The following is a 14,859-nucleotide window of genomic DNA, read 5'->3' as shown; positions in this document are numbered from 1 at the left end:
CATGTCCAACTGATAGGATTATATGAAAAAACACAGAAAAAGGGCAATAGCAATGGCATATAAAGTGATTATACTCTATCGACTTTATATGCCACCTTACTTTTTAGGGACATTTACTGAATATCCCGATGCAACCAAAGAAGCAAGGCGGTGAAACTCAAGTTTCATATATAAGAAACTTTGGTTTCACCGCCTTGCGATTTTTTTAAGAACAATGTGTCTTCAGAGAGTCAATCTCCGGTTTATACATTGAAGCGGAAGTGCATGATGTCACCGTCTTCCACTACGTATTCTTTTCCTTCTACATTCAGTTTACCGGCTTCGCGTACGGCAGCTTCCGAGCCATACTGGATGAAGTCGTTGTATTTGATGACTTCGGCACGGATAAAGCCTTTTTCAAAGTCGGTGTGGATTACTCCGGCACACTGAGGAGCCTTCCAGCCTTTGTGGAATGTCCATGCACGTACTTCCATCTTTCCGGCAGTGAAATAAGTCTCCAGATTCAGCAGTTTGTAGGCTGCACGGATCAGACGGCTGACTCCCGATTCTTCCAGACCTACTTCCTGGAGGAACATCTGACGGTCTTCATACGTTTCCAGTTCTGCGATGTCGGCCTCGGTCTTGGCAGCTACAATCAGGATTTCCGCTCCTTCTTCCTTGACTGCCTCGCGTACCTGTTCCACGTACTTGTTGCCGTTTACGGCACTGCCTTCGTCTACGTTACATACGTACATTACCGGCTTTGAGGTAAGCAGGAACAGTTCGTGAGCGATTTTCTGCTCATCCTTTGTCTCAAACTGTACCGTACGGGCCGATTTGCCTTGCAGCAGGGCTTCTCTGTAACGTACCAATACTTCGTATGTCTGCTTGGCTACCTTGTCGCCCCCGGTCTGTGCCTGTTTCTGCACTTTCTGGATACGGCTTTCGATGGTTTCAAGGTCCTTCAGCTGCAACTCGGTATCGATGATTTCCTTGTCGCGCACCGGATCGACGCTTCCGTCTACGTGTGTGACGTTTTCATCATCGAAACAGCGCAATACGTGCAGGATTGCATCGGTTTCACGGATATTTGCCAGGAATTTGTTTCCCAGACCTTCGCCCTTGCTGGCTCCCTTTACAAGTCCTGCAATGTCTACGATTTCTACGGTAGTCGGAACGATACGGTCCGGATTGACCAGTTCCGCCAGTTTGTTCAAGCGTTCATCGGGTACGGTAATGACACCGACATTCGGTTCAATTGTACAGAACGGGAAGTTGGCTGCCTGAGCCTTTGCGTTTGATAAGCAGTTAAAAAGAGTCGATTTACCTACGTTCGGCAGACCGACGATACCACATTGTAATGCCATAATATATTAATTTTCTATCTTTTTTCTATTTTCGGATACCGCCTTGAGGCAGGAATCCCGTGTACCGGTGACAGAGGGTGCTGTCCGGATCCGTACCTGTGCAGATTTTGCCGTATCCGGTGCAAAGGTACTCATTTCTTCTAGATTTACCAAAAGATTGCCTCATAGCGATTTGTAGGGCGGAAAGTGCCGGATTCCCGGCCGGTGGCAGGGTGGGGAAGGAGAATGCTTTCCGGAAGAAGCATGGATGCCTGCTTTTTGATTGATTTCGGACTGATTTTCTCAAACAGGTTATAAATTGTAAGCAAAATGTCGATGATAAGATAAATTTCGCTCCTTTCGGGTACATAAAAAAAGAGGCGCTTCGTCCCGAAGCACCTCTTCCTGTAAGAGAGTTTATGAAATTTTGTTATTATTCGTATGTAATTTGCTTACTGTTCCATTACGGTAGTCATTTCAGGCATACGGACAAAATCCTGAGCCTTCTTGTTCCATTTGTAATACTCTACTCTTACAGAGTTGTTAGTGTAGAAGTACTTGATACACATGTCGTTTTTCCAGCTAGCACTCTTCTTGTCCCATTTCTGCAAAAGATTCTCAACTACTTGCTTGTTGTCATTATATTTGTAGTTGTACTTAGCATAGTGAGTCAGGATACCCTGATTCATGTGATATACTGTTTCCGACAATCTTACCCCGTCTATTTCTTCTGTGTTGTATACCAAACTAGTTTCAGGAGTATTGGCAAAAACTGTAAGGTTTGCGATAAAAGCAATTGCTACAACTAATAAACTTTTGATAAAATTCATTGTCTTCATTTCTTTAATATTTTAAGGTTTTACTTTCTTTTTGTTTTTAAATCCGCTGCAAAATTAGTAAAACCTTTCTAATCCACTAACATTTTGGGAAAAATTTTTCCGATTTTTATCAAAATGTTACGATTTAAAGAAACGTTAACATTTGCTTCCTATCAATGTGCTTCCAGCCAATTTTTACCCCAACCATAGTCTGCGCGCAAAGGTGCTTTCATTTTGTAAGCAGCTTCCATCTCCGAAATCACAATTTGCTGCACTTTTTCCTTTTCTGCAGGCACTACACTGAAGTTCAATTCGTCGTGTACTTGGAGGATCATTTTCGACTGGATTCCTTCTTCGCGGAAGCGCCGGTAGATGCGGATCATGGCTACTTTGATAATATCTGCCGCACTTCCCTGTATCGGGGCGTTGATGGCATTGCGTTCTGCATAGCCTCTGACCACTGCATTCCGGGAGTTGATATCGGGCAGATAGCGTTTCCGTTTGAAGATGGTTTCGATGTATCCTTTTTCACGGGCTACACGGATGCTTTCGTCCATATATTCCTTAACATGCGGATAGTTGGCAAAATAACCGTCGATCAGTTCTTTTGCTTCCCTGCGTTCCACATTCAGCCGTTCGGCCAGTCCGAAGGTCGATATGCCGTAGATAATGCCGAAATTGGCGGTTTTTGCCTTGCTGCGCTGTTCCCGGCTCACGTGTTCCAGGTCGGTCTTGTAAATCTTCGCTGCCGTGGCGGCATGGATATCCTGTCCTTTCTGGAAGGCCTCTATCATGTGCGGGTCCTGGCTCAGGTGCGCCATGATGCGCAATTCAATCTGTGAGTAGTCGGCCGAGAAGAACTCGCATCCGTCTTCCGGGATGAAGGCTTTCCGGATTTCTTTTCCGTCTTTGTTGCGGACCGGAATGTTCTGGAGGTTCGGATTGCTGGAACTCAACCGTCCGGTAGCGGTTACGGTCTGGTTGAATGAAGTATGTATGTGGCCCGTCTGCGGATTGATCAGTTGCGGAAGTGCATCGATATACGTACTCAGCAACTTCTTCAGTCCCCGGTGCTCCAATATCTTTCCGACAATCTCGTGCTTGCCCCGTAGACTCTCCAGTACGTCCTCGGAAGTCACGTATTGTCCGCTCTTCGTCTTCTTGGCCTTTTCCACAATCTTCAGCCGGTCGAAGAGTACCTCACCCACCTGCTTGGGCGAAGCGATATTGAACTCCATACCTGCCAGCTCGTGCACCTCTTTTTCTATCTGCTGCATGCGGGCAGTAAAATGGAGTGAGGTCTCTTTTAGGGCTGCAGTGTCTATTCTTACTCCGTTCCGTTCCATATAGGCCAGTACCGGGACGAGCGGCATTTCGATTTCCTCGAACAATGCTTCCACTCCCTGTTCCTTCAGTTCCTTCTCCAGAATGTGCTTGAGCTTGAGGGTTACGTCGGCATCCTCGCACGCATACTTATAGACAGCCGAAGGAGGGAGGTCGCGCATGTTCTTCTGATTTTTTCCTTTCGGACCTATCAGTTCTTCTATTTTGATGGTTTCGTATTTCAGGTACACTTCGGCCAGGTAATCCATTCCGTGATGGAGCTCGGGCTGCAGCACGTAATGTGCGATCATGGTATCGAACATCCTTCCTCGGATCTCGACTCCGTAGTTGCTGAGCACAAGCATGTCGTACTTGATGTTCTGTCCGACTTTTACGGTTTTTTCGTTTTCGAAGACAGATTTGAATTTATTAACAATTTTTTGCGCTTCGTCACGATTGGCAGGTACGGGAACGTAAAAAGCCTGATTTTCCTTGAAACTGAAGCTCATTCCGACCAGTTCTGCGCGAATCGGATCCGTTCCGGTGGTTTCCGTGTCTAGACTGAAAATTTCTTTTGTAAGGATATTTTGTAAAAAATCGTCTATTTTATCCTCAGTATCAATTAATTGATAGTCGTAATCCAGGCTTTCAAGGCTGCTGAGATTTGAATTTTTTGAGTCTTCTGTATCTTCGGCCGCAAAAAATCCAAAGAGATCGCCTGAAACAGGGGTAGGAGAAGGGGCTGCTTTTTTTTCTACCTTCAGTACCCGGTCGAGGAGTGAGCGGAACTCCAGTTCCTCGAAGAGTCGCCGCAATTCTTCTTCGTTCGGACTCTCGCGCTTCAAGGCTTCCATGTCTAGGGCAACCGGCACGTCGGTTTTGATGGTGGCCAGGAATTTCGAGAAAAGAATCTGTTCGCGGTTGTTTTCGATTTTCTGTTTGAGCGCTCCCTTCAACTGGTCGGTATGCTCCAGCATTTGCTCGATGCTTCCGAACTGGGCGATGAGTTTCTGCGCCGTTTTCTCGCCGACGCCCGGACAACCGGGAATGTTGTCGGCCGTGTCTCCCATCAGACCGAGCATGTCGATGACCTGCGCGGGAGAGTCAATATTGAACTTAGCCTTGACGGCATCTACCCCCATGACTTCAAATTCATGGTCGCCGTATTTGGGGCGGTACATGAAGACACAGTCCGACACCAGCTGGCCGTAGTCCTTGTCGGGAGTCATCATATAAGTCGGTATGCCGCGGCGCCCCGCTTCGGTAGCCAGTGTACCGATGACGTCGTCGGCTTCATATCCCGGTACCTCCAGAATCGGAATCCGGTAGGCCTGTATGATTTCTTTAATAATAGGAACAGAGAGGCGGATGGCCTCCGGAGTCTCTTCCCGCTGGGCTTTATATTGCTCGAACGCTTCGTGCCGGAAGGTAGGTCCTGCAGGGTCGAAGGCAATGCCGATGTGGCTCGGATTTTCCTTTTTCAGCACGTCTTCCAACGTATTTACGAAGCCCATGATGGCCGATGTATTAAAACCTTTCGAATTGATACGGGGATTCTTGATAAAAGCATAATAGGCACGGTATATCAGTGCGTATGCATCCAGTAGAAATAGTTTCTCCATTCGTATAAAAATATTAAGAATTTCTATGTAAAAATACAAAAAAATACCGTATTAGCTGTTTTATTATTACTTTTGTAGGCAAATAGATGCCCAATGGAGAAGAGAGAGATAATCGAGAGACCGATAGAAAAAGAGCTGAGTGAATTTAAGTCACTCTTTGGTGCTTCACTGCAAAGTTCTACTCCTTTGCTTGACGAGGTTCTGGCCTATATCAAGAAGAGGAACGGAAAGATGATGCGCCCCATTTTGGTATTGCTGATTGCGAAACTTTACGGACAGGTGACCGATGCAACCCTGCATGGAGCCTTGTCGCTGGAGCTTTTACATACAGCCAGTCTGGTGCACGATGACGTGGTGGATGAGAGCGACCTGCGTCGTGGACAGTCGTCGGTAAATGCGTTATACAATAATAAAGTGTCCGTACTGGTAGGTGATTATATGCTGGCTACAAGTCTGAAGCATGCGGCCTGTACGGGCAGTGTGGAACTGGTGGATCTGGTGGCCCGTCTGGGACAGAACCTGTCGGAAGGAGAGATTATCCAGTTGGCCAATATCCGCAACCAGGATTTCTCGGAGGAAGTTTATTTCGATGTCATCCGCAAGAAGACTGCGGCTTTGTTTACTGCAAGTGCCGAGGCGGGAGCTATCTCGGCCGGTGCCGGCAGGGAAGAGGTGGAAAAGGCGGCCTTGTTCGGTGAAATGATAGGAATCGCATTTCAGATTAAAGACGATATCTTCGATTATTTCAGTGGGGAAGGAATCGGAAAACCGACCGGAAATGATATGCTGGAAGGTAAATTGACACTGCCGGCCCTGTATGTACTGAACCATAAGAAGGATCCGGAAGCCTGCAGCCTGGCGCTGCGTATCCGCTCACTCGAGGCTACACCCGAAGAAATCGCCTCTTTTGTGGAGTATGTGAAGAGGGAAGGAGGCATTGAATATGCGGAACAGGTGATGCACGATTACCGCAACCAGGCTCTGTCTCTGTTGCCTGATTCGGCCGATGCTTCGGTTTCTGAGGCCCTCACGGCATACATCGATTATGTCATTGAACGGAATAAATAAAACCGCATAATCAGGTCAAAAAAAGAACCTCCTGAAACAGGAAATCCGATGAGGAAATCTGTTTCAGGAGGTTCTTTTTTGTATGAATGCCTTCGTCTGATCAGAAGAATTTTACTTCTTCTCCGACGATATCAGACAACAGCAGGTTGGCCATGCGGCTTGTTCCCAGACGGAACAGTTCGTTGGTCAGCCATTCCTTGCCCAATACCTCCTTGACGATGGTATAATATACCAGTGCATCGTGTACCGTATTGATACCTCCGGCCGGCTTGAATCCTACCTTTCTTCCGGTTTCCAGGTAATATTCTTTGATGGCCTTACACATTACCAGTGCGGCTTCCGGAGTAGCTGCCGGATTCTCTTTTCCGGTAGAAGTCTTGATGAAGTCTGCCCCCGAATACATCGAAAGAATAGACGCTTTTTTGATGTTTGAGGCAGTGGCAAGTGCTCCGGTTTCTAGAATCACCTTCAGGTGTTTGTCGCCACAGACATCCTTCAGTTCTTCGATTTCATCGCACATTCCTTCGTAATCACCGCTCAGGAACTTGCCTACCGAAATCACGATATCGATTTCATTGGCTCCGGCATGCAGGGCCATGGCAGTTTCTGCCACCTTGATTTCCGTAAATGTCTGTGAAGAGGGGAATCCTCCCGATACACAGGCAATGTTTACATGGTCGGCTTCCAGGGTATCGCTGACGATTTCTGCCATATTCGGATATACGCAGATGGCAGCCACGTTGTCCAGGTCAGGATATTTGTCTACGAAATCATTTACCCGCTGAGTAAATTTCATTACGCTGGGTTCGCTGTCCGTGCATTTAAGCGTAGTAAGGTCGATGCAGTGGAACAGGAATTTCTTCACTTCCAGTGTATCGTTTTCCTTCACTTTCTGCTCGATGATACGGGCTGTTTCTGCCTTGATATCCTCGTCAGAGAGGTTGGTATCGTACTTACTCAATGCTTCATGATATTTATCTGAAGAACTGGCATAAGAGTCGTTTTCCTCTTCTTCGCAGTCACAACCGCAGTCGCAAGCATCGTCTTCGCAGTTGCACTCAGTGGAGTGGTCATGTCCACAGCAGCATTCATGGTCGTGGTGATGTGTATCGTTACATCCACACTCTTGATGTTCGTTGTACTTCATAATGGTTATAATTTGGGGTTATTCTTATGTCTTTCCTTATCTCTCGATGTCTTTTTCTCCAGATTCTTCCGAAAAGCTTCTGTTAAGTCTACTCCAGTCTGGTTGGCCAGGCAGATCAATACCCAGAGTACATCTGCCATCTCATCTCCCAGATCGTGTTTTTCTCCCTCTTTGAACGACTGGTCGCCATAGGTACGGGCCATGATTCTCGCCAGTTCTCCAACTTCTTCGGTCAGCACTGTCATGTTTGTCAGTTCGCTGAAATAACGAACGCCGTAGGTCTTGATCCAGGCATCGACCGTTTCTTGTGCTTCTTTCAGAGTCATATTATTCTTTGTTTTTGGTGTCCATGCAAATGGTGACCGGTCCGTTGTTGAGCAGCTCTACCTTCATGTCTGCCCCGAATTCACCGGTTCCTACTTTTTTGCCGAGTGCGATTTCCAGTTCGTTGCAGAAATACTCGTAGAGCGGAATGGCTGTCTCGTGTCTGGCGCCCCGGATGTAAGAGGGGCGGTTTCCTTTCTTGGTAGATGCCATCAGCGTAAACTGACTGATCACTAAAATTTCTCCGTTGATATCGGTAATCGACCGGTTCATCACTCCGTTTTCATCGTCGAATACGCGAAGTCCGACAATTTTCCGGCAGAGCCAGTCTGCGTCTTCCTGCGTATCTGCTTCTTCTATTCCTACCAGAATCATGAATCCTTCTCCGATGGCGGATTTGCAGACCCCTTCGATGGTGACGGATGCATGACTTACTCGTTGAATTACTACTCTCATAATTTAAAACTGTTTCTACAAAGATAACAAATATATTCAGTATATGGTTTTTTAGTGTCCTGATTATTTCGGACCGTTTTCCCCGTCGTTGCACAATGCTTCTTTTACGCTCCGTGCGGCGGCTTCTCCGATGACGGCAGTAATCTCTTCCAGACTCGCTCCTTTGATGCGTGCAACGCTCTTAAAATGCTTCAGCAGGGCTGTCTTCCGTTTCTCTCCGATTCCTTTGATGGAGTCGAGGGCGGAAGCAATCTGGCTTTTGCTGCGTTTGTCGCGGTGGAAGGTGATGGCAAAACGGTGTACCTCGTTCTGGATATTTTCCAGCAGGTGAAAGAGGGGAGTGTTCTGCTTGATGCCGATTTTTACCGGAGGAAAGCCGAACAGGATTTCCGAAGTACGGTGGCGGTTGTCCTTTGCCAGACCTGCGATGGGAATGTTCAGTCCGAGTTCGTCTTCGATGACCTGTCTTACTACTTCCATCTGTCCCTTTCCACCGTCCGTCAGAATCAGGTCGGGCAGTTCGCCCTGTTCGTTCAGAATGCGCGAATATCTTCTCCTCACTACTTCCTGCATTGACGCATAATCGTCCGGTCCGCTGACGGTCTTGATCAGGTATTTCCGGTAATCCTTCTTGCTGGGCTTGGCTTTCTTGAAAACCACACAGGCGGCTACCGCATCTGCACCCTGGATGTTGGAGTTATCGAAACATTCGATGTGTATCGGCATTTTCGACATGTGCAGCTGCTCCTGGATTTCCTTGAGCAGTCGTACGCTCCGCTGTTCGGGATTCAGCTTTTCGGCCTGTTTCAACCGGTCCAGCTTGTATTGTTTTACATTCATCAGTGAAAGTTCCAGCAGGTGCTTTTTATCGCCCCGTTGCGGGATGGTAAAGGTGACACCCTGGAGCTCCATGTCGAGTTCGAACGGCACAATGATTTCCTTCGACAGACTCTTGTATCTTTCCCGCATTTCAATGATGCCCAGCTGCAGCAGTTCTTCCCGGCTTTCGTTGATCCGTGTCTTATATTCGAAGGTGAAGGCCTGGTTGATGCAGCCGTTCGTAATGTGAAGGTAATTGATGTAAGCCGAATCCTCATCGGTTTCGATGGAGAATACATCGATGTTGTGCAGGACGGAGCTGACCACTTCGCTCTTGGCACGGTAGCTTTCAATCAGGTCGTACTTTTCCTTGATTTTTTGAGCTTCTTCAAACCGCATCTCCTCTGCCAGACTTCTCATCTCTTCCAGCAGAAGATTAGAGATAAGTTGGGTATTCCCTTTCAGAATTTCCTTGATTTGTCCGATGCTCTCCATGTATTCTTCGTGCGACTGCTGTCCGATACACGGTCCTTTGCAGTTCTTGATGTGATACTCCAGACACACGTTGAACTTTCCAGAACGGATGTTTTCCGGAGTTAGTGCAAGGTTGCAGGTGCGGAGCGGGTAGACCTTCTTGATCAGTTCCAGTACGGCTTGCATGGAAGGCACGTGGCTGTACGGACCGTAATAGGTGGAACCGTTACGGATGATTTTCCGGGTCTTGAATACCCGCGGAAAATATTCGTTGCTGATACAAATGGAAGGGTAGCTTTTGTCGTCCTTGAGCAAGACGTTGTAGCGGGGCTTGTATTTCTTGATCAGATTATTCTCCAGCAGTAAGGCATCTTCCTCGGTGTTGACGACAATGTACCGGATATCTGCAATCTTGCTGACCAGAATTCGTGTCTTCGCCGACTGGTGCTCTTTCGTGAAATAAGAGTACACCCGCCGTTTCAGGTTCTTTGCTTTCCCTACATAGATGATTGTACCTTCTTTGTTCAAGTATTGGTAGATGCCCGGACTGCTTGGCAAATTCAATACAATTCCTCGTAAATATTCGTTCGTCTGTAATTCTTCCATTTTCGATTGCAGTGGGGTAGATGTGAGTGAATGATATGCCAAAGGCGAAGCAGGACGCTTCGCCTTTGGCGTATATTGTGGAAGAGAAATCTCTCCTTTCTTAGAGTTGCAGCAATGTAGTTACTTCTACATTTTCATCGAAGGCTTTCCGTCCGTTCAATCCTTTCAGCTCGATTACGAAGTTGACAAATGCTTTCTTCGCTCCACATTTTTGAACCAGGCGGTAAGTTGCTGCCATTGTTCCTCCGGTAGCCAGCAGGTCGTCGTGCAGCAAGACTACATCGTCTTCCGTGATGGCGTCTTTGTGAATCTGAATGGTGTCGGTTCCGTATTCTTTCGCATACGTTTCTTCCATCACTTCAGCCGGAAGTTTTCCAGGCTTACGGGCCATTACGAAGCCGGCTCCCAGACGTGCGGCCAAGGCACCTCCCAGAATGAACCCTCTTGACTCAATACCCACTACCTTTGTGATGCCACGGTCTTTATACATCTCATAAAGCTCGTCGATCATTCCCTGAAGGCATTCCGGGTTTTTGAAGAGAGTAGTTACGTCGTAGAACAAAATGCCCGGAATCGGGAAATCGGGTATTTCTCTCAGGTTTTTCTTTAAAGTTTCTTTATTCATATTCAATCTTTTATGTGTATTCTTTAAACTACTTGTTTCACGTGAAACACTACAGACTTATCTGCCCAGGAGCACCAGCAAGACGTTGATGTCGCTTGGAGAGATACCGGGGATACGGCTTGCCTGGGCCAATGTTTCCGGGTTTATCTTTATCAGTTTCTGACGGGCTTCTGTCGACAGGGACTGAAGGTTGGCGTAATCAAACTTGCCTTGTATCCGGATGCTTTCCAGCCGGTGGATCTTGTCGGCAATCATCCGTTCGCGCTCAATGTATCCTCTGTACTTGATCAGGACTTCTGCGGCTTCTGTAATCTCTTCTTTCCGTTCCTCGACTTTATCCAGTGCAGCCTGGAAGGAAGGAATGTGCGGCGCGATGTTGTCTATTGTAATCTGCGGACGGCTCAGCAATTCGATCAGTTTGCAACCGTGAGTCAGTGGGGCTGTTCCGAGACTTTCGAGCGCACCGTTGATCTTATCGGCCTTGATGGAGTATGTCTTTGCGAATTCATACAACCGTTCTATTTCGGCCCGTTTCTTTCGGAGCATATCGTAGCGGTCTTGTTTTGCCAGGCCCAGCTGGTAGGCACGTTCGGTAAGGCGCATGTCCGCATCGTCCTGACGGAGCAGGATGCGGTATTCGGCCCGTGAAGTAAACATTCGGTACGGTTCGTCCACCCCTTTTGTTACGAGGTCGTCTATCAGTACGCCGATGTAGGCTTCGTCACGACCGAGTACAAACGGAGCTCCGCCATGACAGTTGATGTGAGCGTTGATACCGGCAATGATTCCTTGTCCTCCGGCTTCCTCGTATCCGGTCGTTCCGTTTACCTGTCCGGCAAAGAACAGGTTTTTGATAATCTTCGATTCCAGCGTATGGGTCAGCTGAGTCGGGTCGAAGTAATCGTATTCGATGGCGTATCCCGGACGGTAAACCACCAGGTCGCGGAAGCAAGGTATCTTCTTAAGAGCGGCCAGCTGTATGTCCATCGGGAGCGAAGAAGAGAAACCGTTCAGATACAACTCCTGTGTACTTTCTCCTTCCGGCTCCAGGAAGAGCTGATGCTGGGGCTTGTCGGGGAAGGTAACAATCTTCGTCTCGATGCTTGGACAGTATCGGGGGCCGATGCTCTGGATCTGTCCGTTGAAAAGAGGGGAGTCTGCCAGTCCCTGGCGCAATGTCTCGTGTACCTCTTCGTTGGTAAAGCAGGTCCAGCACTGCAACTGCTTGAGTCGTCTGGGCTCGCTGATAAAAGAGAAACGGTGGAAATCGTTCTCGCCATCCTGCGTCTCCATCAGACTGAAGTCTACGCTGCGTGCATCGATGCGCACCGGAGTACCGGTCTTCATTCTTCCGGCAGTAATACCGTGCCGGGTGATTGACTCTGTCAAGTCATAGGAAGCCGGTTCCGCGCACCGTCCTCCTGCAAGCATTTTATGACCGATGTGCATCAGTCCGTTCAGGAAAGTACCGGCAGTCAGAACCACACATTTTGCATGGAAGGTCACTCCCCAGCAGGTGATGACTCCCGTAATCTCTCCGTTTTCTACGAGTATTTCTTCTACTGTATCTTGCCAGATATGCAGGTTTGGAATATTCTCCAGAATCTCACGCCAGGCCCAGATAAACTTGCCTCGGTCGCACTGAGCTCTTGGGCTCCACATGGCCGGTCCCTTGGAACGGTTGAGCATGCGGAACTGGATTGCGGTGCGGTCGGTTACCAATCCCATGTAGCCTCCCAGCGCATCAATCTCTCTTACGATTTGCCCTTTGGCAATACCGCCGACGGCCGGGTTACAACTCATCTGCCCAATCTTGTTCATGTCCATTGTAATCAGACAGGTCTTTGAACCAAGGTTGGCTGCAGCGGCAGCAGCTTCACAGCCTGCGTGTCCGGCACCTATTACAATAACGTCGTACTTGAATTCCATTAGTCTAATGTTTTTTATATCTGTTGCAAAAATACGAAAAATAAACGGCTCGTATGGGGTCGGTTAATAAAAAAGAACTTAAAGAGCGGAAGTCTTCTGCCTATGAGTTAGAAAGATAGGATAGGGGGTGCATCCGACTGGGATGAGGGTTTCTCCCTTTCTCTTTTTCCAGGAATTCTTCCTTTAGAGACGAAGTCCTGTCTGTCGGTTTTGAAAGGGCCTGGAATAATTTTTCGTCCTGCTCCGGAATGAACTTACGGAGAAACCGGATGCCGAGAGACGCTATCCGCTTTATGTCGTTTCCATCCGTATGTGCAAGTCCGGTACAGTTGCAATCATGTATGTAATAGAAAAAACAGGGCGGGTAATACATCCCCTGTATGTCGGGTTGATGCATTATCCGCCTTCTGACAATATTCCTTTTCCGGAATTATTTTTGTACGAAATCACTCAGCATCTGCAAGGCTTTGTTTTCGGCAGCTTCCATGATTTCTCTTTCTCCCGGACCCTTGTCATTGATACCGCACAGGTGCAGGATACCGTGGATGATTACCCGGTGCAACTCCGTATCGTAAGAAGCATTGAACTGTTCGGCATTGGTCCGGACCGTATCCAGGCTGATGAACAAGTCGCCCGATATCTTGTTTCCTACGCAATAGTCGAACGTGATGATATCGGTATAATAATCGTGCTGCAGGTATTGGCGGTTCACTTCCAGAATCTTTTCGTCAGAGCAGAATATGTAGGCTATTTCTCCTACTTTTTTCCCATAAGTCTCAGCCACCGCCTTTATCCAGGCAGTCGTTTCCCGCTTGTGTATCGCGGGCATTGCAATGTCTTCGGTTTGATAAGTGATCATAAATGTATATCAGTTAAAGAATAAATAACAAATGAATATGGCAGCAATGATACCGGCCAGGTCGGCGATGAGACCGCACGGAACTGCATGCCGTGTACGGACTACTCCGACACTGCCGAAATAGACAGCCAGTATATAAAAGGTAGTGTCTGTGGAGCCCTGGAAGATACATGCCAGTCTTCCGATAAAGGAATCGGCTCCATACGTATTCATCGCATCTACCATCAGACCGCGGGCCCCGCTTCCGCTAAGCGGTTTCATCAGGGCAGTAGGCAAGGCACCGACAAATTCACTGTCGATTCCCATCCAGCTGACAAGCCGCGCGATTCCTGCAATCAGATAATCCATGCATCCCGAGGTGCGGAAAACCGCGATAGCCACCAGAATGGCTACCAGATAAGGAATGATGCGGACCGCTGTGGAAAATCCCTCCTTGGCTCCCTCTACAAACGCATCGTATACATTGATGCACTTCCTTACTCCTGCCAGAATGAATCCGATGATAATCGAAAACAGAAACACATTCGCAATGGTAGTAGAGTAAATATCGATTTGTGTGCGGGGCAATGTGCTGAAGAAATAAATGATGCCTCCTATCACCAGACTGATTCCGCCGAGGAACAGCAGGATGGTACGGTTCAGCAAATTGATTCTTTGATAAAGACTGACCGCAATGATACCGGCCAGCGTCGAGAAGAAAGTTGCCAGCAGGATGGGAACAAATACATCCGTAGGCTGTGCCGCTCCCAATTGTGCCCGGTATACCATGATACTGATCGGAATCAGGGTCAGTCCCGAAGTATTTAAGACCAGAAACATAATCATCGGATTACTGGCTGTATCTTTCTTCGGGTTGATGGCCTGCAGGCCTTCCATCGCTTTCAGTCCAAGCGGAGTGGCCGCATTGTCCAGTCCCAGCATGTTGGCCGCCAGATTCATGAAAATGCTTCCGGTTACCGGATGCCCTTTCGGTATGTCAGGAAACAGCTTGCAGAATATCGGACTCAGGATGCGTGAGAACATATTGATGACTCCGCCGGCCTCTCCGATGCGCATGATACCCATCCAGAGAGATAAGACGCCGGTCAGCCCGATTGAAATCTCGAAAGCGGTTTTGGATGATTCGAATGTCGACTGGATGATGGCGGGGAATATGTCAGTATTCCCGAAAAAGAACAGTTGGATACAAGCCACGACAAAAGCCGTAAGGAAAAAAGCAATCCAGATATAATTCAGAATCATATTGATGACGGTTTTGAGTTTTACTTAATTATTCCTACAAAAGTACTAGAAGAAACAGTGGAATACAAGTGTTTTTATCATAAATTCCGCTTTCAGAATGTGCACCGAATCCGATTGGAAATTCTTTCCGCGACGATATACAGTTCACGCATTCCGTGGCAAATGTGTGATATATATAATTTACGGTACTTTTCATCGGCGCCTCGGTACAATGAAGCGCCT

At 47.7% G+C, this 14,859-nt stretch carries 12 protein-coding genes; 1 reads left to right on the top strand and 11 read right to left on the bottom strand.

What is annotated here, in order from left to right:
- Nucleotides 1–242 precede the first annotated feature (242 nt).
- The 3 genes from ychF to polA form a co-directional block, all read right to left on the bottom strand.
- On the bottom strand, nt 243–1,346 hold the full coding sequence (gene ychF / locus H3001_RS13705) for a redox-regulated ATPase YchF (protein ID WP_178244446.1): 1,104 nt from the start codon (nt 1,344–1,346) through the stop codon (nt 243–245).
- Between the two features lie 431 nt (nt 1,347–1,777).
- Nucleotides 1,778–2,164: a DUF3836 domain-containing protein gene (locus H3001_RS13700; protein ID WP_178244447.1), complete on the bottom strand. Its 387-nt coding sequence runs from the start codon at nt 2,162–2,164 to the stop codon at nt 1,778–1,780.
- A 152-nt stretch (nt 2,165–2,316) separates the two neighbouring features.
- Complete coding sequence (gene polA / locus H3001_RS13695; RefSeq protein WP_181215226.1) at nt 2,317–5,088, bottom strand: DNA polymerase I; 2,772 nt, start codon at nt 5,086–5,088, stop codon at nt 2,317–2,319.
- A 93-nt stretch (nt 5,089–5,181) separates the two neighbouring features.
- Here polA and H3001_RS13690 point away from each other — a divergent pair, with 93 nt between their 5' ends.
- Nucleotides 5,182–6,156 (top strand): polyprenyl synthetase family protein, encoded by a 975-nt coding sequence (locus H3001_RS13690; protein ID WP_178244449.1) that lies wholly within the window; start codon nt 5,182–5,184, stop codon nt 6,154–6,156.
- Between the two features lie 100 nt (nt 6,157–6,256).
- On the opposite strand, the gene deoC is transcribed toward H3001_RS13690, so the two are convergent.
- From deoC to H3001_RS13650, 8 genes are all read right to left on the bottom strand, one after another.
- Nucleotides 6,257–7,303 (bottom strand): deoxyribose-phosphate aldolase, encoded by a 1,047-nt coding sequence (gene deoC / locus H3001_RS13685; RefSeq protein ID WP_181215225.1) that lies wholly within the window; start codon nt 7,301–7,303, stop codon nt 6,257–6,259.
- Nucleotides 7,304–7,308: 5 nt separating this feature from the next.
- On the bottom strand, nt 7,309–7,629 hold the full coding sequence (locus tag H3001_RS13680; protein ID WP_178244451.1) for a nucleotide pyrophosphohydrolase: 321 nt from the start codon (nt 7,627–7,629) through the stop codon (nt 7,309–7,311).
- 1 nt (nt 7,630) lies between these two features.
- Entirely contained in the window at nt 7,631–8,083 is a 453-nt protein-coding gene (gene dtd, locus H3001_RS13675; protein WP_181215224.1) for a D-aminoacyl-tRNA deacylase, read from the bottom strand.
- A gap of 63 nt (nt 8,084–8,146) precedes the next feature.
- A complete protein-coding gene (uvrC, locus tag H3001_RS13670) occupies nt 8,147–9,982 on the bottom strand; it encodes an excinuclease ABC subunit UvrC (RefSeq protein ID WP_181215223.1) in 1,836 nt (611 codons plus the stop codon).
- Between the two features lie 100 nt (nt 9,983–10,082).
- On the bottom strand, nt 10,083–10,607 hold the full coding sequence (locus tag H3001_RS13665; protein WP_181215222.1) for an adenine phosphoribosyltransferase: 525 nt from the start codon (nt 10,605–10,607) through the stop codon (nt 10,083–10,085).
- A 57-nt stretch (nt 10,608–10,664) separates the two neighbouring features.
- A complete protein-coding gene (mnmG, locus tag H3001_RS13660) occupies nt 10,665–12,536 on the bottom strand; it encodes a tRNA uridine-5-carboxymethylaminomethyl(34) synthesis enzyme MnmG (protein ID WP_181215221.1) in 1,872 nt (623 codons plus the stop codon).
- Between the two features lie 430 nt (nt 12,537–12,966).
- Nucleotides 12,967–13,395: an rRNA maturation RNase YbeY gene (gene ybeY / locus H3001_RS13655; protein WP_181215220.1), complete on the bottom strand. Its 429-nt coding sequence runs from the start codon at nt 13,393–13,395 to the stop codon at nt 12,967–12,969.
- Between the two features lie 9 nt (nt 13,396–13,404).
- Complete coding sequence (locus H3001_RS13650; protein ID WP_181215219.1) at nt 13,405–14,637, bottom strand: nucleoside recognition domain-containing protein; 1,233 nt, start codon at nt 14,635–14,637, stop codon at nt 13,405–13,407.
- Nucleotides 14,638–14,859: the final 222 nt, after the last annotated feature.

The organism is Phocaeicola faecicola, assembly GCF_013618865.1.
Taxonomy (GTDB): domain Bacteria; phylum Bacteroidota; class Bacteroidia; order Bacteroidales; family Bacteroidaceae; genus Phocaeicola; species Phocaeicola faecicola.
The sequence above is the reverse complement of the archived record's forward strand: the minus strand, read 5'-3'. Positions and strand labels throughout refer to the sequence as shown.

Excerpts from the sequence above, each read along its gene's own strand:
- H3001_RS13650 (WP_181215219.1), bottom strand. The coding sequence starts at position 14,637 with ATGATTCTGAATTATATCTGGATTGCTTTTTTCCTTACGGCTTTTGTC.
- H3001_RS13700 (WP_178244447.1), bottom strand. The coding sequence starts at position 2,164 with ATGAAGACAATGAATTTTATCAAAAGTTTATTAGTTGTAGCAATTGCT.
- deoC (WP_181215225.1), bottom strand. The coding sequence starts at position 7,303 with ATGAAGTACAACGAACATCAAGAGTGTGGATGTAACGATACACATCAC.
- ychF (WP_178244446.1), bottom strand. The coding sequence starts at position 1,346 with ATGGCATTACAATGTGGTATCGTCGGTCTGCCGAACGTAGGTAAATCG.
- H3001_RS13690 (WP_178244449.1), top strand. The coding sequence starts at position 5,182 with ATGGAGAAGAGAGAGATAATCGAGAGACCGATAGAAAAAGAGCTGAGT.
- dtd (WP_181215224.1), bottom strand. The coding sequence starts at position 8,083 with ATGAGAGTAGTAATTCAACGAGTAAGTCATGCATCCGTCACCATCGAA.
- ybeY (WP_181215220.1), bottom strand. The coding sequence starts at position 13,395 with ATGATCACTTATCAAACCGAAGACATTGCAATGCCCGCGATACACAAG.
- H3001_RS13680 (WP_178244451.1), bottom strand. The coding sequence starts at position 7,629 with ATGACTCTGAAAGAAGCACAAGAAACGGTCGATGCCTGGATCAAGACC.
- H3001_RS13665 (WP_181215222.1), bottom strand. The coding sequence starts at position 10,607 with ATGAATAAAGAAACTTTAAAGAAAAACCTGAGAGAAATACCCGATTTC.
- uvrC (WP_181215223.1), bottom strand. The coding sequence starts at position 9,982 with ATGGAAGAATTACAGACGAACGAATATTTACGAGGAATTGTATTGAAT.
- mnmG (WP_181215221.1), bottom strand. The coding sequence starts at position 12,536 with ATGGAATTCAAGTACGACGTTATTGTAATAGGTGCCGGACACGCAGGC.
- polA (WP_181215226.1), bottom strand. The coding sequence starts at position 5,088 with ATGGAGAAACTATTTCTACTGGATGCATACGCACTGATATACCGTGCC.